Here is a 22677-nt window from a genome sequence, read left to right as displayed (position 1 = left end):
CGTCCCGGAGTAGGCAGCGGGCGTGATGACCCACACGCTCTGGCCCTGGGTGGCCTTCAACGTCTTCGTCCTGGCGATGCTCGCCATGGACCTGGGGCTGTTCCACCGCAAGGAGCACGCGGTGTCGTCGAAAGAGGCGACGCTGTGGACGCTGGTGTGGGTGAGCATCAGCCTCGCGTTCTGCGGCGGCGTCTACCACTACGGCGGCAAGGGGCCGGCGCTGGAGTGGCTGACGGCGTACGTCGTGGAGTACGCGCTGTCGGTCGACAACCTCTTCGTCTTCCTGATGGTGTTCGGCTACTTCCGGGTGCCGCCGCAGCACCAGCACCGGGTGCTCTTCTGGGGCATCCTGGGCGCGTTCGTGATGCGCGCGGTGCTCATCGTCGCGGGCACGGCGCTGGTGGCCCGCTTCGAGTGGCTCATCTTCCTGTTCGGCGCGTTCCTCGTCTACACGGCCTCCAAGATGCTCTGGGCCAAGGACGACGACGACGTGGACCCGGAGGCGGGCTTCATCGTCAAGATGGCCCGGCGCCTGCTGCCGGTGTCGCGCCAGGGAGACGGCAGCCGCTTCTTCCTCCACGAGGACGGCCGGCGCAAGGTGACGCCGCTGTTCATCGTGTTGCTGGTGGTGGAGGCCACGGACCTGCTCTTCGCCATGGACTCCATCCCGGCGGTCCTGGGCATCAGCAAGGACCCGTTCATCATCTACACGTCCAACGTCTGCGCCATCCTGGGCCTGCGCTCGCTGTTCTTCGTCGTCTCCAGCCTGATGGAGAAGTTCCATCTGCTGAAGGCCGCGCTGGGCGTCATCCTGGCCTTCGTGGGCGTGAAGATGCTCATCGAGCACTGGTTCAAGATTCCCATCGGCATCTCGCTGGCGGTGATTGGCGGGTGCCTGCTGGTGGCCATCGTGGCGTCGCTGGTGTTCCCCAAGCCCCCGGAGGCGGCGGGCTCCACCCCGGTGGCGGACGCGGACAAGGCCCCGGACGCGCCGGCGCGGGAGCAGGACCGCGGCTGACGGGGGCCCTGGAGCCTCGGGAGACCCCTGCGTTTCCCTTGCATCGGACGGGAGTCGCTGCCAAGTCTCCCGGCATGTCCACCGCCACCACCGACGGCATCCGCGTCACCGTGGAGCCGACCTTCTGGCCGGAGCGCAGCACGCCTGAGTCCGGGCAGTTCGCCTTCATGTACAAGGTGGTTCTCTTCAACGAAGGCACCGTCCCGGCGCAGCTGCGGTCGCGGCATTGGATCATCACCGACGCCCAGGGCCACGTGGATGAGGTGAAGGGCGAGGGCGTGGTCGGCCGTCAGCCGCACCTCAAGCCGGGCGAGCGGTTCGAGTACACGAGCTGGGCGATGCTGAAGACGCCCTTCGGCACCATGCGCGGCGGCTACGAGATGGAGCGTCCGGACGGCACGCGCTTCGAGGCGCGCATCGCCGAGTTCGCGCTCACGCTGCCGCACGCGCTGCACTGAAAAAGACTCCCGAGGGACTTCGCGCATGGCCGTGCCGACCACGAAGCGGGGACTGCTGCTCGTCAACCTGGGGACGCCGGACGCGCCCGAGTCCGGGCCGGTGCGCCGCTACCTGCGCGAGTTCCTCAACGACCCGCGCGTCATCGACATCCACCCGGTGGGGCGCTGGTTCCTCCTGAACCTCTTCATCCTGCCCTTCCGCCCCGCGAAGAGCGCGGAGGCGTACCGCAAGGTGTGGATGAAGGAGGGCTCACCGCTGCTCGTGTACAGCCGCGCGCTGGAGGCGCGGGTGCGGGAGCAACTGGGGGACGACTACGAAGTCGAGCTGGCCATGCGCTACGGCAACCCGTCGCTGCCGGACGCCATCGCGCGGCTGAAGGCGAAGGGCGTGTCGGAGTTCACGGTGCTGCCGCTGTACCCGCACGAGGCGGCGTCGTCTTCCGCGTCGTCGCTGGCGCGCATCTATGAAGTGCTGGCGGAGGGCTGGGACGTTCCCAACGTGCGCGCGGTGCCGGCGTTCTGGGATGACGCGGGCTTCCTGGACGCGTTCGCGTCGGTGGCCCGGCCAGTGATTGCCGACATGCGCGCGGACCACGTGCTCTTCAGCTTCCACGGATTGCCGGAGCGCCACATGCGCAAGAGCGACCCGACGGGGCAGCACTGCCTGGCGTCCTCGGGGTGCTGTGACGCCATCACGGCGGAGAACCGGCACTGCTACCGCGCGCAGTGCTTCGCGACGGCGCGGATGCTGGCCCAGCGGCTGGCGCTGCCGGAGGGCGGCTACACGGTGTCCTTCCAGTCGCGGCTGGGGCGCACGCCGTGGGTGAAGCCCTACACGGACCTGGTGCTGCCGGAGCTGGCGGCGAAGGGCGTGAAGCGGCTGGCGGTGATGTGCCCGGCCTTCGTGGCGGACTGCCTGGAGACGCTGGAGGAGATTGGCCTCCGCGCGAAGGAGCAGTTCGTGGAGGCGGGCGGCGAGTCGCTGACGCTGGTGCCGTCCCTCAACGCCCACCCGGAGTGGGTGGACGCCGTGGTGCGGATGGTGCGCGCTTCGGACGGCCCGGCCCCTACGGCGCGGGCGGAGTCGCGGTAGGCGCGGGCGCTGCTTCCGGAGCCTGGGGCGCGGCCGGAGCCTGCTGGGGCGCGCTGACGGGCGTGATGCGGGCCTTGTAGGTGCCCGCGGGCAGGTTCACGGCGGGCTGCGCGGGGCCGTTGAGGGCGGTGGACAGGGTGCCCTCCCAGGAGCGCCACTGGCCGGCCTTCACCAGGAACTCGCCCTTGCCGGTGACCTTCACGGTGGCGCCCAGCTCGGTGCCTTCCGGCTGTGCGGTGGGGGCGGGCGCGTCGTCCAGCTCGTTGGGGACCTCGATGGCGGTGTTCTCGGGGCCCGCCTGCTTCGCGGCCTTATCCTTCTTGGGGAGGGCGGGGCGCGGGGCGCTGAGGGTGCCGCCGAACTGCTCCACGATGTCGTACTCGAGCGTGGCCACCTGCTCGCCGTTGTCGCCCGGGGTGACGGAGACGAGCTTCACGCGGTTGTGGCGCTCGCCGCCGGGGGCGCGGCGGAACAGGGTGCCCAGGGCGTCCGGCGTGGTGAGCTCGGTGCCCAGGGGCCACGTCTCGCCGGGGCGCACGGGGTCGCGCGGCAGCTCCAGCACCAGCGTGGCCAGGTTGCGCGCGGGGCCCTGGAGCCCGTCGATGATGAAGCCGCGGTCGCTGAAGGTGGCGTCCTCGGGCGCGCCGGTGTTGGGCGCCACTCGCAGCTGACGCTCACCGGATTTGTCCAGCACGAGCACGTACGTGTACTCGGTGGGGACGGGGGCCTTGGCGGCGGCCGGGGCTTGAGCGGCGGGGGCGGCCTTGGCGTCCTTCCCCTTCTTCTTGTCGGCCTTGGCGGGCTTCTCCGCCGGGGCGGACTCCAGGACGGGCGCGTTGCGGTCCAGGGCGAGGTTGAGGCGGAAGGAGATGGGCGCGTCCTGGACGAGCTTCCAGCGCAGGACGACGGCGTCCTTGGGGACGGCGGGCGCGGCGGGAACGGGAGCGGCCTCGGCGGGCTCGGGCGCGGTGGCTCCCGGCGGGCGCGGGATGGGCTCCATCTTTCCCGGCGCCTCCTGCTTGCAGGCGGTGAACGCGAGTGCGACGAGCAGACCGGAGAGACTTCGCTTCACGGGGACACTCCTGGGTGACGGTCGCGGGATAGCGGAGCGGACGGCGGTTGTAAAAGGGAGAACGGGCTTTGACGCGGCCCGACGAAGTTGGAGGTTCATGGAAGGGGCGTCATGCAGGAGCGCAGGCCTTCCGGCGCGGTGGGCGGCGGCTCACCGGCGATGGCTGCGAGGAACGCGAGCTCACTCGGGCCGGGCAGCGCGCCTCCGCAGGCTCCGGGACAGGACGCCATGCGTTCGTCGAAGCGCGTGCACCAGGCCTCGATGGGCGCGGGTGGGGCCGGAGGCGGCTGGGGGGCCGTGCCGGGCGTCCCAGGGCGGGGCTGCCGGGGGCCCGGAGGGGGCGGGCCCAGGTGCTTGGCCTGAGTGGCCAGGCAGGCCAGGGTGAGGCGGGCTTCGGCCAGGCAGGCCCGTGCCGCGGGGGCGGGGATGCCGGAGGATTCCTTCCACGCGGCGAGGCCCGCGGCGGCGGCGGCCTGGATGCGGGAGTCCCGGGCTCGCAGGGCGTCGGACAGCAGCAGCTGCTTCTGGGCGGGGAGGATGTACTGCTCCGAGACGTTCCTGACGCGGGCCGCGGAAGGCGCGCCCTTCAGGGCCTCGGTCATCACGAGCAGCAGGGCCGCCTCGGTCAGCGTGATGCGTGGGCTGCGCCGCGAATCCAACAGCAGGTCGAGGACGGCCTCGCGTCCGCCCAGCCGGTCCACATGGGGCGGGGCGAGCAGCTTCGTCACGACGGCGGGCGTGGCGAACAGTCCGTCGAGCAGGCCGATGTCGCGCTCCATCACCCAGTCGACCAGCGCCTCGGCGCGTCCGGGGAGATACAGGCCCAGGTCATCGCGCAGCATGCGCAGGTGCGCCGGGGACAGCGGCTCGAGCACTCTCATCATCTCCGTGGAGGGCAGGTGCCGGAGGTGGCGGGACAGGATGGGGATGGCTTCTCCCGGGCAGCGCACCTCCGCGCTGGCGAGGGCGCGCAGCCGCTCCGCGGACATGGCCATGTCGGTGGCGTAGAAGAGCTCGAAGCAGGGAGTGCCTTCGCTCCAGAGCTTGAACGCCGCCGGGCTGGCGGTGCCCAGCTCCTGAAGCTCGAGGACGATGTCGTGCAGCGGGAAGAGGGAGGGGTGCTCCCGGCGGACCTGGTCGAACCACGCGTTCTCCAGTGGCGTGAACGCGTTCTCCTGAAGTGCCGCGAGACTCGGCCATTCGCCCTTGCGCAGGCTCAGGAGCGCTTCGACCCGTGGGAACGGAAGGGCCGCTGCCTGCGATAGGAAGTCGCGCTGCACGGGGGCGGGTTGGTCCCACAGCCACCGGGCCAGGGGCTCCGCGCGACCTTCCAGGATGCCGAGCCGCTCTGGCAGGCGGATGCGCTGGGCATGGGACATCAATGCCAGACACCGTGGACCCGGGCAGGCGCCCTCCTGGAACAGACGGGGGAGGGCCACGCGCAGGCCTTCCGGATGGCAGTAGGGCACGAGGACCGCGTCCATCAGCTGCTGCTGACGTGCGAGGCGCTCCGCGAGCTGGACGCGTTGTTGGGGCGTGGCGGTGACGCCGCAGAGGAGCATGGCGGGCGTGGGCGGGCTCAGCGGATACAGCTCGCGCGCGGTGGGGTGCGCGGCGTATTCCATCCGCGCGACGCCCACGCCTTCGCGCGTGAGGCCCACCAGCTGGGTGAGCGCCTCGGTGCACGGATGCTCCGGGGCGTAGGGCCCGCCCGTGCAATCGAACCTCCTGCCGATGGAGTGATAGCGGAAGAGCGGATCGGCTGTCTTTGCCCAGGCCTCACAGTCCACGGGCGCCACGCGGGCGTTGGAGTCCGTGCGGGTGATGACGCGTTCGTGGCCCTCCATGCGGAAGCGCAGGTCCTGCGTGCCGACCGTCACGCCGCGGGCTTCGAGCTTCAGGGTGGTATCCGGAGCGCGGCCCGCTTCGAGGACGGTGAAGACGAACTGGCAGCCTCCGACGGAGTGGGACTCGGGGGCGGGGGGACGGGTGCCGTCGACGCAGGGCAGGGGAAGGAAGCCGACGGCCGCGGGGAGGTCGTAGCGGTCCTTCTCCCCGAAGAAGGCATGTTCGGCGGTGTAGAGCGCGGAGAGTCCGCACACGGCTTCGGCGGAAGGGTCTGGCCGCGCGCCAGTGGCCATGGCCAGGACGACCCATAACCACCCTGTGGCGAAGCCCATGCGGCTGTTCCCCTCTCCGGACGTAGAGCCTGGGCGACCTGGGCTGTTGGCCGCAAGCCCCCGGGCGTTTGGCGACCCAGCTTCCGGAGCCCCTCCGTATTCCTCTATGTCCGCACCTCGCGAAGATGCCTGCGATGGAGGCCTCAATGGGACGAGGCCCGTGGCTTGGAATGGAGCGATGAAATGAAGTTCAAGGCTTTGGGGCTGTCGGTGGTGCTGGGGTTGTCGGCGGGTTGCGCGTCGGGGCAGCCCACCGCGCTGGAGCGGCGGCAGGCGGTCCGTGAATCGCAGGACAAGACCTACCGGAGCACGGAGGGGTTCCAGACGGTCCGTTGGGGGATGACGCCGGAGGAGGTGCGCGCACAAATGCCCGAGGCGAGCGTGGGCCCGGATGGGACGCTTCGGATGAAGACGGCCATCGCGGAGGTGCCGGCGGAGGTGGCGTTGGGGTTCCTGGACAACCGGCTGGCGGCGGTGGACGTGTTCTTCGAGGAGGTGGCGGACCCGCGCACCTTCCACTCGCTGATGCGGGACCTGCTCACGCGCAAGTACGGCGAGCCGAAAAAGCCTATCGAGATGGCGCGAGAGCTGAAGTGGGAGAAGCTGCCGATCCGCTTCGCCGCGGACCTGGCGCCCATTGAGAACCTGGAGGCCGCCGCGACCGTCCACACCCCAGAGAGCATGCTGTCCTCCCAGGCACGCCCCAAGCTGCTCAATCGCTGGACCACGCTGGAAAGCCACGTGAACCTGACGCAGTGGTCGATGCTGTCCCGGAGTGTCGTGGCCATCCAGTATGAGTCCGCGAAGTACGCGCCCAAGCGCGCGGACCTCATCGGGCGATACAGCACGAAGGCACGTCAGGAACTGGTGAAGGAACTCTGATCAGCTGTCGCGGGGCGCCGCCGCGCGGGACAGTCGGTCTCGCACGGCGATGCCCAGGCCGCTCGCGGCGGGCAGACAGGCCACGAGGATGTCGTGGCCCTGTTCGTCGGCTTCGCGCAGCCGTGCATAGAGCACGCGCGCGGCCTGCGCGGGTTCTCCCGGCACATCGAAGCGCTGCACATCGCCAGGCAGTGACAGTGACGCGGGGCCCAGCACTCCCACGCGCAATCCCTGTGCACGGAGTGCTTCCACCCGCTGCACTGCTTCATGCGGCTCCGCGAGCACCACTCCTGCCCTGGGCGCATAGTGCGACTCCAGCGAACCGGACACGCGCACCGTGGTCGACGTGCGCACCGGCACCTTGCGCCCCAGCACGCGCTCGATGTCCTCCGTCGCCAATCCCCCAGGCCTGAGAATCGCGGGGGCTCCGGACGACAGGTCCACGATGGTTGACTCCACGCCCACCGTGGACGGACCTCCGTCCAGCACCAGGTCCACGTCGTCGCCCAGGTCTCGCTGCACGTGCTCCGCGGTCGTCGGGCTTACCCGGCCGAAGCGGTTGGCGCTCGGCGCGGCCACGCCTCCTCCCAGCCGCTCGAGCACCTCCATCGCCACGGAGTGTCCCGGCACTCGCAACGCCACCGTGTCCTGGCCTCCGGTCACCGCGTCCGTGGCCTTCGACGTGCGCCGCAGCACCAGCGTCAGCGGACCCGGCCAGAAGGCCCTCGCCAGCGCCTTCGCTTCGTCCGGCACTTCGCGGGCCCACTCCGGCAGGTACTCCTCATCCGGGATGTGGACGATGAGCGGGTGGTTCGCCGGCCGGCCCTTGATGGCGAAGACGCGGCGCACGGCCAGCTCGTCCTCGGCGTTGGCCGCGAGGCCGTAGACCGTCTCTGTTGGCAGGGCGATGACACCGCCGCGTCGCAGCAATTCGACTGCACGGTCGAGGAGGTCGGGAGTAAGCATGCTCGGGCCGCACTGTCTCCCCAGGAGAAACCATGGGCAAGTCGCACGTTTTCGAAGCGCACAGCCAGATGCCGGTCCCCGCCGCCGACCTCTTCTCCTGGCACACCCGCGAGGGGGCTTTCGAACGCCTGTCGCCCCCCTGGGAGACCGCTGAAGTCGTGGACCGCTCCGGCGACGGCATCCGCCCCGGCGCCCGCGTCGTCGTGAAGCTCCACCTGGGCCCCATCCCCCAGCGCATGGTCGCCGAGCACACCGCCTACGTGGAGGGCTCCTCCTTCCAGGACACCCAGCGTGAAGGCCCGTTCGCGAAGTGGATCCACGACCACCGCATGAACCCCTCCGGCCCCCAGGCCTCCGTCCTGGAAGACGCCATCCAGTACGAACTGCCCGTGGGCGCGCTGGGGGACACCTTCGGCGGTGGCTACGCGCGCAAGCGCCTGGAACGCATGTTCGCGTACCGCCACTCGCTCACTCGCGCGGACCTGCGCCGCCATGGAGCCTTCGCGAACGAGGGCCCGCTCACCGTGGCCATCGGCGGTGCGTCCGGCATGCTGGGCTCCGCGCTGGCGTCGTTCCTCACCACCGGCGGCCACCGCGTGAAGCGGCTGGTGCGCGGCCGTGCGAACGCTGCTCGCGGGGACATCTCCTGGGCTCCCGACAAGGGCACCGTCGACGCCGCGGGCCTGGAGGACGTGGACGCCGTGGTGCACCTGTCCGGCGCCAACGTGGGCGAGGGCCGGTGGACCGACGAGCGCAAGCAGGAGCTCCTCAAGAGCCGCACCGAGAGCACCCGCCTGCTGTGTGAAACCCTGGCCCGCGCCACCCGAAAGCCGCGCGTGCTCATCTGCGCCTCCGCTACCGGCTACTACGGCAGCCGGGGCGACGAGGAGCTCACCGAAACGTCCTCCTCCGGCGACGGCTTCCTCGCGGACGTCACGCGCCAGTGGGAGGCCTCCACCAAACCCGCCCAGGACGCGGGCATCCGCGTGGTGAACCTGCGCATCGGCGTGGTGCTGGACGCGCGCGGCGGGGCGCTCGCGAAGCTGGCGCTCGCGACCCAGGCGGGCGGCGGCGGGCCCGTGGGCTCCGGACGTCAGTGGCTGAGCTGGGTGTCCCTGGAGGACGTGCTGGGACTCATCCAGTTCGCCATCTTCACCCCGTCCATCCAGGGGCCCCTCAACGCCGTGTCCCCGAACGCGGTGCGACAGGGCGAGCTGGCGAAGGTGCTGGGGAAGGTGCTCCACCGTCCCGCGGTGTTCCCTCTGCCCGCCGCCGTGGTGAAGACCGTGTTCGGGCAGATGGGCGAGGAGACCCTCCTGTCCAGCACCCATGCCCTGCCCACGGTGGCCCAGGCCCACGGCTTCTCCTTCCTCCTCCCCGGCCTGGAGGAGGCGCTGCGCTTCACGCTGGGCCGGACCACCGACGGCGCCGAATACCGCCACGGCTGAGCCCCGTGCTTGACACTCCTCGGGAGGGGCGACAGAAGTGCGCCGTTTCCCCTCGCTTCGAGGAGTCCTGATTGATCCAGGTCGAAGGGCTGACGAAGTTCTACGGCGAGCACGCGGCCATCCGGGACCTGGCCTTCACCATCGGCCAGGGCGAGGTCATCGGTTTCCTGGGCCTCAATGGCGCCGGCAAGTCGACGACGCTCAAAATCCTGGGGTGCGTGCTGCTGCCCACCTCGGGCCGCGTCGTCATCGACGGGCACGACGTGGTGAGCCAGTCCCATGAGGTGCGCCAGCGCATCGGCTACCTGCCGGACGTGCCCCCCGTCTACGAGGAGATGACGGTGGGCGAATACCTGGCCTACGTCGCCCGCCTGCGCGACGTGCCCGCGAAGGCCACCGCGTCCCACGTCGGCGAAGCCGAGGAGAAGACCGGACTGCGCGACGTGCACGGCGAGGTCATCTCCACGCTCAGCCACGGCTACCGCCAGCGCGTGGGACTGGCGCAGGCGCTGGTGCACAAGCCCGCGCTGCTCATCCTCGACGAGCCGACCAGCGGCCTGGATCCGCTTCAAATCGTGGAGATGCGCGACGTCATCCGCGGCCTCAAGGGCGCGCACACGGTGCTCGTGTCCAGCCACATCCTCCCGGAGATCTCCCAGACGTGTGACCGCCTGCTCATCATCCACAAGGGCACGCTGCTGGCGCAGGGCAGTGAAGAGGAGTTGTCGCGAAGCCTGGGCGGCCCGTCCATCGTGCTGGAGGTGCGGGGCGACCGCGCTCGGGCACTCGAAGCGTTGCAGGGCTTCGGCGCGGTGGAGGTGCGGGAAGGGGCGGGCGGAGTGCTGGGCCTGAAGGTCGCGGCGGCGCCGGATCTACGGCCCCAGGTGGCGCGGGCGGTGGTGGGCGCGGGCCTGGAGTTGTTGCGCTTGGACGCGAACGAGGGACAGCTGGAGGCGCTGTTCCTGCGCCTGACGCATGGGCAGGAGGTGAAGGCGTGAAGGCGCTCCTGATTGCTCGCCGCGAGCTGGCCGGCTACCTGCGCACGCTCAGCGGCTACGTCATCCTGGCCATCATCCTCGCGGTGAACGGGCTGTTCTTCAACGCGTACGCCCTGGGCGGCGCGAGCAAGCGCTCCGCGGAGGTGCTGTCCGGCTTCTTCTACTACTCCAGCGGCTTCACCATCGTGGCGGCCATCCTCGTGTCCATGCGGCTGGTCGCGGAGGAGCGCCAGACGGGCACGCTGCCGCTGTTGTACGCGTCGCCGGTGCGGGACCGGGACATCGTGCTGGGCAAGTTCCTGGCGGGGCTCGCGTTCCTGGCGCTGTACCTGCTGCTCACGCTCTACATGCCGCTGCTGGTGCTGGTGAACGGCAAGGTGTCCTTCGGGCACGTGGCGGCGGGCTATCTGGGGTTGCTGCTGCTGGGCAGCGCGTCGCTGGCGGTGGGCACGTTCGGGTCGTCGCTCGCGAAGAACCAGCTGCTCGCGGCCATCTTCTCCGCGGTGATGCTGGTGGCGCTCATCCTGTGCTGGCTGCTGGCGCGCATCACCGAGCAGCCGCTGTCCGACGTCTTCAGCGCGATGTCGCTGTGGAACCAGCACTTCCCCCCGTTCCAGGCAGGGCTCATCCACGTGCGGGACGTCGTCTACTACCTGGTGGTCACCTACGTGGCGCTGTTCGCGGCGACGCGGGTGCTGGAAGCGCGGAGGTGGCGATGAGCTCGCCGGCTTCTTTCGGGACGGGGCTCGCCGCGACGGGGGCGTTCGTCGCGGGGCTCGTGGCCGTGTTCCTCGCGGAGCGCGTGCTGGGCGTGGGCTCCGGCCGCGTGGCGCTGGCGTCGCTGGGCACCGCCGTGGTGGTGGCCGCGACGGCGTGGCGCGTGGTGCGGATGATCGCAGCGCCCGCGGACCGGCGCGCGCTGGAGCGGTGGGTGCTCACGCTGTACGTCGTGGGGCTGGCCGCGCTGGTGCTCTACTTCGTGAAGGGGGACGTGGGGACGGCGCTCTTCGGTGAGCCGCTGTCGCGTTCGTCTCCCCGGCTGTCGGTGGTGCTGGCGGTGCTGTTCCCGGCGCTGCTGTTGTGCTCGCTCGTGCCGCTGGCGATGGTGGAGGCCGCGCTCGTGGCGATGGCTCGGGCTCAGGTGCCGGAGACGGGGCGCGTGAAGAGCGCGCTGTTCTCAGGGCTGGGCATGGCGTTCGTCATCGTGTTCGCGTTCGCGGCGACGTACGTGGCGACGCAAGCGGATCCGACCTGGGACCTGTCGTACTTCCGGACCGCGAAGCCGGGCGATGCGACGCGCAAGCTGGTGCGCGGCCTCAACGAACCCTTGCAGGTGACGCTCTTCTTCCCGCCCGCGAACGAAGTGGGCGAGGCGGTGCGGCAGTACTTCCGCGACCTGGAGCCGGAGAGTCCGCAGCTGGGCGTGGAGTCGTTGGACCAGGCGGTGGAGCCCGCGCGCGGCAAGTCCCTGGGCGTCAGCAACAACGGCTCCGTGGTGCTGTCGCGGGGGGCCCGCAAGGAGATCCTCACGCTGGGCTTGGATCCGGAGCGTGCGCGCGGGCAGCTCCAACGGCTGGACGCGGAGGTGCAGCGGCGGCTGCTGGCGGTGGCGAAGCCCCAGCGCATCGTCTACCTCACGGGAGGCCATGGGGAGCGCGCCGACACGCGGCCCGTGCAGGGTGAGGCGGCCCGGCCGTCGGTGGCGCAGTTCAAGGAGTTGCTGCGCTCGCAGAACGTGGACGTGCGCACGCTCACGGTGGCGGAGGGGCTGGGCTCGGCGGTGCCGGGCGACGCGGCGATGGTGGCGGTGCTGGGGCCCACGCGGGAGCTGCTTCCGGAAGAGGCCACCGCGCTGCGCGAGTACTGGGAGCGGGGAGGGCGGTTGTGGATCGCTCTGGAGCCGGATGGCGCGGCGCTGGAGCCGTTGCTGCAACCGATGGGGCTCAAGTCGCTGCGCGTGCCGCTGGCGAATGACCGGGTGTACTTCCGCACCACGCGTCAGCTGAGCGACCGGGCCAACCTGGGCACGGCGAGCTTCTCCTCGCACCCGTCGGTGACGTCGCTGTCCGCGCTGGGCTCGCAGGGCGCGGTGGCTTTCATGGGTGCGACGGCGCTGGAGCCGGTGACGCCGCCCGTTCCCGGCGTGATGCTGGACACGAGCGTGCGTGCGCAGGGCGAGACGTTCGCGGACCGCAACGGCGACTTCGAGCCGGAGCCCGGCGAGGTCACGAAGGCGTGGCCGCTGGTGGTGGCGGTGGAGCGGCCCGCCGCGGAGGGCAAGCCCGCTCCGCGCGCGGTGGTGATGGCGGACGCGGACGCGCTGGGGGACGGCATCCTGGGCAACGTGGGCAATGCGTATCTCGCGGTGGACACGCTGCGCTGGCTCTCCGGCGAGGAGGCGCTCTCCGGCGTGACGACGAGCGAGGAGGATGTGCCGTTGCAGCACACGCGCTCGCAGGATGTCGTGTGGTTCTACGCGACGGTCTTCGGGATGCCGATGGCGGTGCTGGCGGTGGGCTACTTCGTGACGCGGCGGCGTGGACGGCGTGCGCCCCGGAGCACCGCGGTTGCGGGAGGTGCGCGATGAAGGCTCGCGACGTGGCGGTGCAGGGCGTGCTGGCGGGCGTGGCGCTCGTGGCCGCGTTCTTCGTGTGGCAGCGCGAGCCTTCGCGTGCGCAGGGTGAGGTGACGGTGGAGGACGCGCAGGTGAGCGCGCTCGACCGCATCCGGTACGACGAGGAGTCGCGCTTCGTGGAGTTGTTCCGCGACCCCCAGGACCGTGACACCGTCTGGGTCCGCCTGGGCAACAAGCCCGCGAAGCCGGGAGCCGAAGCTGGAGTCGCCAGTGATGCGGGCAGTGCCGCGCTCGACGCGGGAGCACTGGCCCACGTGACGTCCGACGCAGGCCCGCAGGTTGGCGCGAACTCGCCAACAAGTGCCGGCAACACAGGCGCGCTCGCGGTGGCCACCGACGCTGGGGTTGCGCCTCGCGCCAACGCAGTCGCGAACGCCTCCGCCGACGCGGGGACACCCGCGAGTCCTGCTCCCGTGCCTCCTCCCCGCGAGCTGCGCGGCAACGACGTGGCGCTGAAGCTGTTCTCCCGCTTCGCTCCGCTGCGCGCGCAGCGGGACCTGGGCGTCCTGGACGACAAGAAGCTGGACGAAATCGGCCTCGCGAAGACGGAGCGCGGCCTGACGCTCACGCTGGATGGCACTCCGAAGACGTTCCGCCTCGCCACGCCCGCTTCGGGCTGGGGCGCCCCCTACCTCCAGCGCACGACCGACGGGCACGTCTTCCTCCTCGGGCCCGGACTGCTGCCGGACCTGGAGGCCGCGGCCAGCCGGCTCGTGGACCGGCGCCTGCACACCTTCGACGTGGACGGCTTCGACCACATCGTCATCTCCACCGGCACCACGTCCCGCGCCTTCGTCGCCAGCGGCAAATCGCCAGGCGCCGTGCAGCTGTCGCCCGTGGACGCCCCCGGCACTCCGGACGACTTCGCCCGCAACTGGCATGACCGCCTGTGGCGCCTCACCCCCGTGGAGCTCCTGGGACGGGGCGAAGCCCCTCCGGGCCCGGCCCCCACGCCCGCCTTCCGCGTGGAGTACCAGCGCGGCGGCAAGCCCGTGGGCGAGCTCTCCATGGCGAAGACGCCGGACGGTTCGTGGTACGCGCGCACGGAGTTCACCGCCGGCTGGACGCGCATGGGCGGCGGACTGGAGCTCCTGGCCGAGGACGCCGCGAAGCTCACCGCGCCGCGCTGAGGCTCACCGTGCGGTGGACTCCGCCTCCACGTCCAACCGCACGTCCACGAAGCTGTAGGCCGGCCACGGCCCCGTGAACCGGAACGTGTACGCGTCCAGCCGCGCCACCAGCGACTGCACCCGCGCCTCGAACGCGGCCACCCGCGTGCGGTCCACCAGCCAGGCCGTGTTGAGCATCATCCGCTCACCCAGCGGCGGCGCTTCGTGCGTGGCTTCCGCCAGCGGCCTTAGTCCCGCCTTCAGCCCGTCCAGGTCCTTCCGGGTGCAGTCGTGCAGCGCCGCCTCCAGCCTCGCCTCGTGGTCCTCCTCGAGCTCGGCGGGGCCGCGCGCCAGCTCCGGCCGCGTCTCCTGCAACCTGCGCGTCAGCGCGTCGCCGTGGCAGTACACCTTCAGCCCCAGCTCCACCCGGCCCTCCAGCTCGGACAGCGCCCGGCTCAGCGGCGCGCGCGCCACGCGCAACAACTCCCGCACGCGCTCCTCCGACGGCAGCACCGTCCCGAAGGCCACCGGCACCAGCGTGTGCTCGCGCACCACGGCCTCCGTGACGCGCTGGTGCATCAGGAGGTACGTCCGCGTGGGCACCACCCGCGGGCCCGCCACCTCGGACACCAGCGCAGTGAGACCGCCCTCGTGCACCCGTCGCACCGGGGCCTCATCCAGCCCCGCGAGGTCCAGCGTCCATCCGCTGTCCTCGCGCACGATGCCGTAGAGGTAGTGTGCCCGTCCCTCGCGCGAGGACTCCGCCTGGGTCTTCGTCGTCATGACGTGCCCCCTCCGTGCAGCTACGGCTTCAGCGCGTGGATGCCGCCTCGCGCAGGGCGATCATCTTCTTCACCTGGTCCACCAGCGCGTCCGGCAGGCACGGCTTGGTGACGTACGCATCACACCCGGCCTCGTTCGCGTCCTCCGAGTGGCCCTTCAGCGCATGCCCCGTGAGCGCCACCACTGGGATGCCCTTCGTGCGCGCGTCGCCCTTCAGCCGGCGCGTCGCCTCCCAGCCGTCCATCACCGGCAGCGACAGGTCCATCAGGATGACGTCCGGCACCAGCTCGAAGGCCTTGTCCAACGCCTCCTGGCCGTTCTTCGCCTCCGCCACGCGGAAGCCTGAGAACTCCAGGTACTCCGCGTACATCTCCCGGGCATCCTGGTAGTCGTCCACCACCAGCACGAGCGGCTTTGTCTTTTCCGGGGTGTTAGTCATGTCCGTCTCGCACGTCTTGGAAAGTGCAGGGTGAAGGTCGAACCCTGGCCCGGCGTACTCTGGAGGGAGACGCGTCCCCCCAGCATCGCCGCCAGGCGACGGCAGATGGACAGGCCCAGGCCCGTTCCCCCATAGGCACGCGTGGGCGAGCTGTCCACCTGCTGGAAGTCCTCGAAAATCTTCTCCTGGTTCGACACGTCGATTCCGATGCCTGTGTCCTTCACCGAGATGGCCACGGTGCCGGTGGCGTTCTGATACTCCGCCGCCACGTGCACGCCGCCCTCGTGCGTGAACTTCAGCGCGTTGGACAACAGGTTGAGGACGATCTGCTTCACCTTCTGTCGGTCGCTCCACACCCCCGGCAGCCCCTCATCCAGGCGCGAGTCCACCGTCAGCTTGCTGCGCGCGATGATGGGGTCCATCTCCGCCATCACCTCCTGGAGCAGCTCCGGAATTCCGAAGTCCGACAGGTGCAGCGGCATCCGCCCCGCCTCGATGCGGGTGATGTCCAATATCTCGTTGATGACCTCCAACAGGTGCCGCCCGTTGGAGTCGATGCGCGTGAGGTTCCGCCGCTGCGGCGGCGTCATCTCCCCGGACACGCCCTGCAGCAGCATGTTCGTGTAGCCGAGGATGGCGTTCAGCGGTGTGCGGAACTCATGCGACATGTTGGCCAGGAACTGCGACTTGGCCGCGCTCGCCTGCTCCAACTGGATGGCCTGCCGGCGCAGCTTCTCGTTCTGCTCCGCCAGCTCCGCGGTGGCGGACTGCACGCGCGCCTCCAGCTCGCTGGAGACCTCCTTCACGCGCTCCAGGAGCCGCGCCCGCTCCAGCACCTCCGTGCGGTCGTGGAACACGGTGACGATGCCCGTCAGCTCGCCCCCGTCGCCCAGCACCTTGTTGGCCATGGCCTCCATGGGCACGGGCGCGCCGGTGGACGGGTCGTCCAGCGTCAGCTGGCTCTTCCAGCGTGACACGCTCGCGTTCACCGGCCCCAGCAGGTTCGCGAGGAAGGACGCGAAGAGGGCGTCGTTGGCGCGCACCCGGCGCAGCGTGGACTCGCCGCCGGGGCCTTCCTCGTGAGGCCACGCGAAGAGGCGCTCGGCCGGGTCGTTCATCATCACCATGCCGCCCGCCGGGTCGGTCAGGATGATGGGGTCCGCCACCGAGTCCAGCACCCGGTCCAGGCGGTGGCGCTCGCTCCGGGCCTCGCGCTCCGTGGCGCGCAGCTGCCGGTAGCTCTCCCCCAGCGCCTGCGTGGCGCGGCCCAGGTCCGTCAGGTTGCGCAGCACGCTCACCACCACGGACGGCCCGTCCGGCGCCAGCACCGGCGTGGTGACCAGCTCGAAGAGCAGGTCCATGCCCTCCAGCGGATCCACCAGCGGCACCTCGCGCCGGTGCACGGACGTGCCTCCCTGCGCGAGCGTCTCCCGGAACAGGCGCTGGTTGAGCTCCACGGCGCGCGTGCGGCCGGGGCTCGCGTCCGGGCCCGCCACCAGCAGACCTTCCGCGCGGGCGTTGGCGAAGAGCAGCGTGCCGTCCGTGTCCGTGAGCAGCACGGGGTCCGACACCGCGTTGATGACCCGGCGCAGCAGCCGGTCCGGCTCCGGGCGGCGCGGCGCCCGCGCATCCGAGGCCAGCTGCCGGGCCAGGGGCGGACCCGCGCACGACGCCACCCACGCCACGTCCTCCGGCACGGCCGGGCCGGGCAGCCCCACCACCAGCAGCGCGGCCGCGGGCGCTCCAGAGCGGCCCAGCGGCACCGCGAGGAACCCACCGGGCATCGCCGCGCCCTCGACAGCGTCCGCCGCCAGCCACCGCGCCCCGGGCCGGTTGCGGAAGCCAGCGAGCGGCGAGCCCTGCGTGTCCCACGCCCGGGCCAGCGCGACCTGCTGCGCGCCCGTCAGCCCTTCACTGGCCAGGCACACGGACGCACCCGCGCCATCCCCCGGCCCCACACAGGCGGTGGACGCGCCGTGCCTGCGCGCGAGCCACTCCACGACCGCTCGCGCACAGGCGACGGCGGACTCGCAGGCGAGCAGGTGCTCGGCGAGCACGAGGCGCGCCCCGGGGTCGGCTTCGGCGGGGGGCAGCGGGGCTGGAGACGCCACGACCTTACGCTCCGGGTGAAGGGGGACGCGGGGAACGACCGCGTTCCAGCGAGTCTGCGGTGCGGACCTCCGAAAATGCCACCACGATGCGCGCCTCCCCCTCCAAAGAAGAGGGGCGGCCCAGGACCTCCAGGGCCGGCGAGTCGAAGCGCAGCCCCCTGTCCAGCAGGCGGTCCAGCACGTCCACCAGGCTGGCCCCACCAGCCACGCGTTCCACGGGCATTCGGCGCATGCTCCTTGGGTCCGCCCGGCGCGGACCTTCGGGTCCAAGGGCCGTTCTAACGCGCTGGCGACATCGCACCCCAGCCCTGTTCACGCCCGGCCCCTGACTGACCAACACCCGGGGCGAAGCTCTGTTGGGTCGCATACACCCGGCGCTGGGCAACCGGGCGGGCGGGGCTCGGCAGGCGTGGCTTATGCCCAGGGAAGCGGATTCCTAGCCTTCCAGCATGAATGAAGAGCGCCAGCACAAATCCCTCTGGACGGTGACGACGCTTCCCCGGGACTTCCCCTCCCTGCCGGGCGACCTGGACGTGGACGTGGCCATCATCGGCGGGGGCATCGCGGGCCTGACGACCGCCTGGCTGCTCAAGCGCGCTGGCAAGAAGGTGGCGGTGCTGGAGATGCACCGCGTCCTCTCCGGCCAGACGGGCCAGACGACCGCGCACCTCACGGAGCTCCTGGACACGCCGTACACCACGCTCCTGAAAGATTTTGGTGAGAAGGGCGCTCATCTGGCTGCGTCGTCCAGCCGCGCCGCCATTGAACAGATTGCGTCCCTGGTGGAGACGCTCGCCATCGACTGTGGCTTCACCCGCGTGCCGGGCTTCCGCTACGCGGAGACAGAGGCCGAGCTGCGCGACCTGTTGCACGAGGTCTCCGCGGCGCGGCAGGCCGGATTGCTGGCGTCCTATACGAAGGAGTTGCCGCTGCCCTTCCCGGTGAAGGGCGCGCTGCGCGTGGAGGACCAGGCGGTGTTCCACCCGCGGCAGTACCTGCTCGCGCTCGCGGACCGCATCCCTGGCGACGGCTGCCACCTCTTCGAGAACACCAGGGTCGTGGACATCCATGACGGCGCGCCCTGCCGCGTCGTCACGGAGCTGGGCACCGTGACGGCGAAGGCGGTGGTGGAGGCCACCACCACGCCGCTCAACCGCGTGGCCATGCACACCAAGCTCTACCCGTACCGCACCTACGCGGTGGCGGCCCCGCTGGAAGGGCCGCTGGAGCCGGGCCAGTACTACGACAGCCGCGACCCGTATCACTACGTCCGCACGCAGCGGGTGGACGGCGTGTCCTACGTCATCGTGGGCGGCGAGGACCACAAGGTCGGCAGCGAGGAGGACACCGCCGCGCGCTTCGCCGCGCTGGAGGCGTACACGCGCGACCGCTTCCCCGTGAAGCGCATCACGCACCGCTGGTCCGGACAGGTCATCGAGTCCGCGGACGGCCTGCCCTATATCGGCCGCAACGTGGGCAGCCGCCACGTGTACGTGGCCACGGGCTTCTCCGGCACGGGCATGACGTTCGGCACGCTCGCGGGCATGGTGCTGTCGGACCTCATCCTCGGCAACGAGAACCCCTACGCCGCGCTGTACGACGCGGGCCGGGTGAAGCCCAAGGCCGGTGCCAAGGACTTCATCCAGGAGAACGCGGAGGTGGCCTTCCGCTTCGTCGCGGACCGGCTGGCCAGGCCGGACGGACACCACCTGGCGGACGTGGCGCCGGGCGAGGGAAAGATCCTGGAGGTGGAGGGCCGCAAGGTGGCCGTGTACCGCGAGGAGAACGGCACGCCACACGCGGTGTCCCCGGTGTGCACGCACCTGGGCTGCCACGTGCACTGGAACAACGCGGAGCGCTCCTGGGACTGCCCCTGCCACGGCGGCCGCTTCAGCCCCACCGGGCGCGTGCTCAACGGCCCCGCGCTCAAGGACCTGCCGTCCGTGAAGCTGCCGATGAAGTGAGAAGTGCGTGCGGGTGGGCTTCCTTTCGGGCGGTCCCACCCCCATCTCTCTGCACATCCACTTTCATTCAGGGGGCAGGGAATGAACGCGTTGGAACTGATCAAGCAGCAGCACGAAGAGGTGTCCAAGCTCTTCAAGAAGTACGAGAAGCTGGCGGACCACGCGGACGACCAGCGCCAGGAGCTGTTCGAGCAGATCGCCGACCGGCTGGGCGCGCACGCGAAGATTGAAGAGCTGTACCTGTATCCGGCGCTCAAGAAGGACGACACGGAGGATGAGCTGCGCGAGGCCGTGGAGGAGCACCTCGCCGTCAAGCGCCTCATCGCGGACCTGCTGGACATGGAGCCCTCCGACGAGGAGTTCGACGCGAAGATGAAGGTCCTCCAGGAGCAGGTGGAGCACCACGTCGAGGAGGAGGAGAAGGACCTCTTCAAGGCGGCGCGGAAGATCCTGACCAAGGATCAGCTGGAGGACCTGGGCATCCAGTTGGAGGAGGAATACGACTCCCTGATGGAGGGCGAGCCCCGCAACGACGTGCCCGAGGAGACGGAGCGGGCCGCGCCCATCTAGCGCGGCGCGTCCGAAGCAACACGGGGGTTGCGCGTGGCGTGGGGCCGGGCAGCATGCGGCCCATGCCGCGCGCTCCTGTTTCCACTCCTGTGTTGCTGCCGGATGCCTTCACGCCCGCCGCGCGCCGCGCCCTCGTGCGCGCGGACCCCATCCTGGGCACGCTCTTCAAGACGATTGGCCCGTTCCGCTTCGAGCGGTCCCCGCTGCACAGCCCCTTCGAGGCGCTGGCGCACTCCATCGTCTACCAGCAGCTCCACGGCCGCGCGGCGGCGACCATCTTCGGCCGCGTCTGCGAGCGGGTGGGGCAGGGCAAGGGCTTCACGCCCCAGAAGCTGCTCGCGCTGCCGGACGCCACGCTGCGCGAGGCCGGGCTGTCCGCGAACAAGCTGCTGGCCATCCAGGACCTGGCGCGCAAGACGGTGGACGGCACGGTGCCGCCGCTCGCGCGCGTGCGCCGCATGTCCGACGCGGACCTCATCGAGCACCTCACGCAGGTGCGCGGCATTGGCCAGTGGACCGTGGAGATGCTGCTCATCTTCCGCCTGGGCCGGCCGGACATCCTCCCCGTGGACGACTTCGGCGTGCGCAAGGGCTTCATGATGCTGCATGGCCTGAAGGAGCAGCCCAAGCCCAAGGCGCTGCTGGCGTACGGCGAGCGCTGGCGCCCTTATCGCAGCGTGGTGAGCTGGTACCTGTGGCGGGCGGCGGACAAGCCCGTGGGCACCTTCGCACCGCCGGAGGGCAGCTAGCCGAGCAGGGGCCGGGAGCGCACCGTCCCTTGCCTTGGCGCGCGGGCGTCCTCACCCGTTAGGGACGGAGGAATCCCGCGCATGCGTGCACTCACCTACCAAGGTCCCTATCGCGTCCAGGTGGAGCAGAAGCCGGACCCGCGCATCGAGCACCCCCAGGACGTGGTCCTCAAGGTCACCCGCGCCGCCATCTGCGGTTCGGACCTGCACCTCTTGCACGGCCTGGTGCCGGACACGCGCGTGGGCTGCACCTTCGGCCACGAGTTCACCGGTGTGGTGGAGGAGGTGGGCAAGGAGGTGTCGCAGCTGAAGAAGGGCGACCGCGTGGTGGTGCCCTTCAACATCTCCTGCGGTACCTGCTTCTACTGCCAGCGCGGCCTCACCGGGAACTGCGAGAACAGCAACCCCGGCAGCGACGTGGCCTCCGGCGTCTACGGGTACTCGCACACCACGGGCGGCTTCGACGGCGGGCAGGCGGAGTACGTGCGCGTGCCCTTCGCGGACGTGGGGCCCATGAAGATTCCGGACGACATGGATGACGAGTCCGTCCTCTTCCTCTCCGACATCCTGCCCACCGGCTACCAGGCCGCGGAGATGGGCGAAATCAAGGGCGGCGAGACGGTCGTCGTCTTCGGCGCGGGCCCGGTGGGCCTCTTCGCGATGAAGTCCGCGTGGCTGATGGGCGCGGGCCGCGTGGTGACGGTGGACCACGTGCCGTACCGCCTGGAGTTCGCGCGGAAGTTCGCCAACGTGGAGACGGTGAACTTCAAGGAGGTGGGCGACATCGTCCTGCACCTGAAGGAGCTGTTCGACGGCCGCGGCCCGGACGTCTGCATCGACGCGGTGGGCATGGAGGCGGAAGGCTCGCGAGCGCACCGCGTGCTGGGCCTGGGGCTGAAGCTGGAGGCCGGCGCGCCCACCGTCATCGAGTGGTGCATCAACTCCGTGCGCAAGGGCGGCAACGTCTCCATCATCGGCGTGTATGGGCCGCCGTGGAACTTCGTGCCCATTGGCACCGCGATGAACAAGGGCCTGACGCTGCGGATGAACCAGGCGAACACGCGCCGGTACATGCCGCACCTCCTGGAGCACATCCAGAAGGGCCGCATCGACGCGAAGAGCATCATCACCCACCGCTTCCCGCTGGAGCAGGCGCCGGACGCCTACCACCTGTTCGCGCAGAAGCAGGACGGGTGCGTGAAGTGCGTCCTCATGCCGCACGGCCACGCCTGACAGACACCACTCGCCATCACAGGAGGCACGTCATGCCCCAGAAGACGACGCGGAAATCGAGTCGAGCGAAGAACGGCCACGCGAAGGCGCGGGCGAAAGCGAACCCCACTTCGGCCGTGGATCAGGACCCCGCCAACCGTCCGGGCGTCCCCATGGAGACGGCGCCGAAGCCGCTGGCGGGTGCGCGCGCGCCCATCGCGCTCCAGCACGCGGAGGTGCCGGTGTTCAAGCACGCCGGCCGCAAGCAGATGCCGCCCGTGTTCGGCACCGCCCAGCCTCCGAAGGGGCTGAGCGGCTTGCTGCGAAAAGCGGCCTACGCGAAGCCCGACCACAAGCCCGGCCACTGGATGTTGCTGATGCTGGCGGACCGGGTGGACGTCTGGGAGCACCGGCTCAGGAAGTCCCTTCCGTGGGCCGCTCCTTCCGCGGCGGTCCTCGTCGCAGGGGGCCTGATGTGGCGGGGCCGCCGGGCGTGAGGCGCGGGCCTTACGCGTCCCGGCCGTTGTAGGGGAAGGGCGTGACCGTGGACAGGTCCAGGCCGTCCAGGCAGCGCAGGTTGACGGCGAACATCTCCTTGCCGTCCGGGCCCTTGCCGGTGGCGTAGGACTCCACGCCGCAGGTGGGGCAGTGCAGGTGGTTGATGACCTTCTTGTTGAACTGGTAGGTCTGCACCACGTTCGCGCCGGAGAGGGACTTGAACTGCTCCGGCGGGACGAACGTCAGCACCGCGCCAATCTTGTGGCAGATGGAACAGTTGCAGCTCACCACCTGCGCCAGGTCCGTGGTCGCCTCGTAGCGGACCTGTCCACAGTGGCAGCCACCCGTATACGTCTTCATCTCCGCCATGGTGCTTCCTCCGGTTGCTGCGTGATGCCCGGGCCGGAAGCGCGCTTCCGCCCACCCGGTGCGTGTGACGCGCATCAATGAACGGAGGCTGCGGGGACCGCAAGCGCCCTGGTGTGTAGCCGG

At 70.5% G+C, this 22677-nt stretch carries 22 protein-coding genes; 14 read left to right on the top strand and 8 right to left on the bottom strand.

Annotated elements, in window-relative coordinates; translation table 11 throughout:
* The first annotated feature begins 25 nt into the window (after window positions 1-25).
* The 3 genes from GTZ93_RS33525 (at window position 26) to hemH (ending at window position 2569) form a co-directional block, all read left to right on the top strand.
* Window positions 26-1018, top strand: a complete 993-nt coding sequence (locus GTZ93_RS33525; protein ID WP_139921885.1) for a TerC family protein — start codon at window positions 26-28, stop codon at window positions 1016-1018.
* Window positions 1019-1092: 74 nt separating this feature from the next.
* A complete protein-coding gene (gene apaG, locus GTZ93_RS33520; RefSeq protein WP_120580970.1) occupies window positions 1093-1476 on the top strand; it encodes a Co2+/Mg2+ efflux protein ApaG in 384 nt (127 codons plus the stop codon).
* 25 nt (window positions 1477-1501) lie between these two features.
* Window positions 1502-2569 (top strand): ferrochelatase, encoded by a 1068-nt coding sequence (hemH, locus tag GTZ93_RS33515; RefSeq protein WP_139921883.1) that lies wholly within the window; start codon window positions 1502-1504, stop codon window positions 2567-2569.
* On the opposite strand, the gene GTZ93_RS33510 is transcribed toward hemH, so the two are convergent.
* Together GTZ93_RS33510 and GTZ93_RS33505 are read right to left on the bottom strand one after the other, a co-directional pair.
* Window positions 2544-3641 (bottom strand): hypothetical protein, encoded by a 1098-nt coding sequence (locus GTZ93_RS33510; RefSeq protein ID WP_139921881.1) that lies wholly within the window; start codon window positions 3639-3641, stop codon window positions 2544-2546. The two genes, hemH and GTZ93_RS33510, sit on opposite strands and share 26 nt — an antisense overlap.
* A 95-nt stretch (window positions 3642-3736) precedes the next feature.
* On the bottom strand, window positions 3737-5821 hold the full coding sequence (locus GTZ93_RS33505; protein WP_161663210.1) for a hypothetical protein: 2085 nt from the start codon (window positions 5819-5821) through the stop codon (window positions 3737-3739).
* A 183-nt stretch (window positions 5822-6004) separates the two neighbouring features.
* Between GTZ93_RS33505 and GTZ93_RS33500 the strand changes: the two genes are divergently transcribed.
* On the top strand, window positions 6005-6703 hold the full coding sequence (locus GTZ93_RS33500; RefSeq protein WP_139916519.1) for a hypothetical protein: 699 nt from the start codon (window positions 6005-6007) through the stop codon (window positions 6701-6703).
* On the opposite strand, the gene GTZ93_RS33495 is transcribed toward GTZ93_RS33500, so the two are convergent.
* On the bottom strand, window positions 6704-7669 hold the full coding sequence (locus GTZ93_RS33495; protein WP_139916521.1) for an L-threonylcarbamoyladenylate synthase: 966 nt from the start codon (window positions 7667-7669) through the stop codon (window positions 6704-6706). It lies immediately after the preceding gene.
* A 32-nt stretch (window positions 7670-7701) separates the two neighbouring features.
* Between GTZ93_RS33495 and GTZ93_RS33490 the strand changes: the two genes are divergently transcribed.
* The 5 genes from GTZ93_RS33490 (at window position 7702) to GTZ93_RS33470 (ending at window position 13880) form a co-directional block, all read left to right on the top strand.
* On the top strand, window positions 7702-9117 hold the full coding sequence (locus GTZ93_RS33490; RefSeq protein WP_139916523.1) for a TIGR01777 family oxidoreductase: 1416 nt from the start codon (window positions 7702-7704) through the stop codon (window positions 9115-9117).
* A gap of 71 nt (window positions 9118-9188) precedes the next feature.
* Window positions 9189-10115 (top strand): ABC transporter ATP-binding protein, encoded by a 927-nt coding sequence (locus GTZ93_RS33485; protein ID WP_139916525.1) that lies wholly within the window; start codon window positions 9189-9191, stop codon window positions 10113-10115.
* The gene (locus tag GTZ93_RS33480; protein ID WP_014394402.1) at window positions 10112-10834 is read left to right on the top strand and encodes an ABC transporter permease; all 723 of its coding nucleotides are present in this window, start codon (window positions 10112-10114) and stop codon (window positions 10832-10834) included. Before GTZ93_RS33485 ends, GTZ93_RS33480 begins: the two co-directional genes overlap by 4 nt.
* Complete coding sequence (locus GTZ93_RS33475) at window positions 10831-12702, top strand: motility-associated ABC transporter substrate-binding family protein (RefSeq protein ID WP_139916526.1); 1872 nt, start codon at window positions 10831-10833, stop codon at window positions 12700-12702. The genes GTZ93_RS33480 and GTZ93_RS33475 overlap by 4 nt, the downstream gene beginning before the upstream one ends.
* Window positions 12699-13880 (top strand): hypothetical protein, encoded by a 1182-nt coding sequence (locus GTZ93_RS33470; protein WP_139916528.1) that lies wholly within the window; start codon window positions 12699-12701, stop codon window positions 13878-13880. Before GTZ93_RS33475 ends, GTZ93_RS33470 begins: the two co-directional genes overlap by 4 nt.
* 3 nt (window positions 13881-13883) lie before the next feature.
* Here the strand turns inward: GTZ93_RS33470 and GTZ93_RS33465 are convergent, their stop codons facing one another.
* The 4 genes from GTZ93_RS33465 to GTZ93_RS33450 are packed head-to-tail and all read right to left on the bottom strand — an operon-like array spanning window position 13884 to window position 17415.
* Window positions 13884-14642: a GvpL/GvpF family gas vesicle protein gene (locus tag GTZ93_RS33465; protein ID WP_139916530.1), complete on the bottom strand. Its 759-nt coding sequence runs from the start codon at window positions 14640-14642 to the stop codon at window positions 13884-13886.
* 28 nt (window positions 14643-14670) lie between these two features.
* Window positions 14671-15081, bottom strand: a complete 411-nt coding sequence (locus tag GTZ93_RS33460; protein ID WP_120577995.1) for a response regulator — start codon at window positions 15079-15081, stop codon at window positions 14671-14673.
* Entirely contained in the window at window positions 15078-17192 is a 2115-nt protein-coding gene (locus GTZ93_RS33455; protein WP_139916532.1) for a PAS domain-containing sensor histidine kinase, read from the bottom strand. Before GTZ93_RS33455 ends, GTZ93_RS33460 begins: the two co-directional genes overlap by 4 nt.
* Before the next feature lie 4 nt (window positions 17193-17196).
* On the bottom strand, window positions 17197-17415 hold the full coding sequence (locus tag GTZ93_RS33450) for a hypothetical protein (RefSeq protein WP_120577993.1): 219 nt from the start codon (window positions 17413-17415) through the stop codon (window positions 17197-17199).
* 226 nt (window positions 17416-17641) lie between these two features.
* On the opposite strand from GTZ93_RS33450, the gene GTZ93_RS33445 reads away from it, so the two are divergent.
* The 5 genes from GTZ93_RS33445 (at window position 17642) to GTZ93_RS33425 (ending at window position 22184) form a co-directional block, all read left to right on the top strand.
* Window positions 17642-19156 carry an FAD-dependent oxidoreductase gene (locus GTZ93_RS33445; protein WP_139916534.1) on the top strand — a complete coding sequence of 505 codons (1515 nt, stop codon included), beginning with the start codon at window positions 17642-17644 and terminating at the stop codon, window positions 19154-19156.
* A gap of 81 nt (window positions 19157-19237) precedes the next feature.
* Entirely contained in the window at window positions 19238-19726 is a 489-nt protein-coding gene (locus GTZ93_RS33440; RefSeq protein ID WP_139916535.1) for a hemerythrin domain-containing protein, read from the top strand.
* Window positions 19727-19788: 62 nt separating this feature from the next.
* On the top strand, window positions 19789-20475 hold the full coding sequence (locus GTZ93_RS33435) for a DNA-3-methyladenine glycosylase family protein (RefSeq protein WP_139916537.1): 687 nt from the start codon (window positions 19789-19791) through the stop codon (window positions 20473-20475).
* 81 nt (window positions 20476-20556) lie between these two features.
* Complete coding sequence (locus GTZ93_RS33430; RefSeq protein WP_139916539.1) at window positions 20557-21708, top strand: zinc-dependent alcohol dehydrogenase; 1152 nt, start codon at window positions 20557-20559, stop codon at window positions 21706-21708.
* A gap of 32 nt (window positions 21709-21740) precedes the next feature.
* A complete protein-coding gene (locus GTZ93_RS33425; protein WP_121754443.1) occupies window positions 21741-22184 on the top strand; it encodes a hypothetical protein in 444 nt (147 codons plus the stop codon).
* Between the two features lie 10 nt (window positions 22185-22194).
* Here GTZ93_RS33425 and GTZ93_RS33420 read toward each other — a convergent pair whose 3' ends face one another.
* Window positions 22195-22554, bottom strand: coding sequence for a GFA family protein (locus GTZ93_RS33420; protein ID WP_120577988.1), 360 nt, complete (start codon window positions 22552-22554; stop codon window positions 22195-22197).
* Window positions 22555-22677: the final 123 nt, after the last annotated feature.

It is taken from the genome of Corallococcus exiguus, assembly GCF_009909105.1.
Taxonomy (GTDB): domain Bacteria; phylum Myxococcota; class Myxococcia; order Myxococcales; family Myxococcaceae; genus Corallococcus; species Corallococcus exiguus.
Note: the sequence above shows the minus strand (reverse complement) of the source record. Positions and strands in the feature narration are given on the sequence as shown.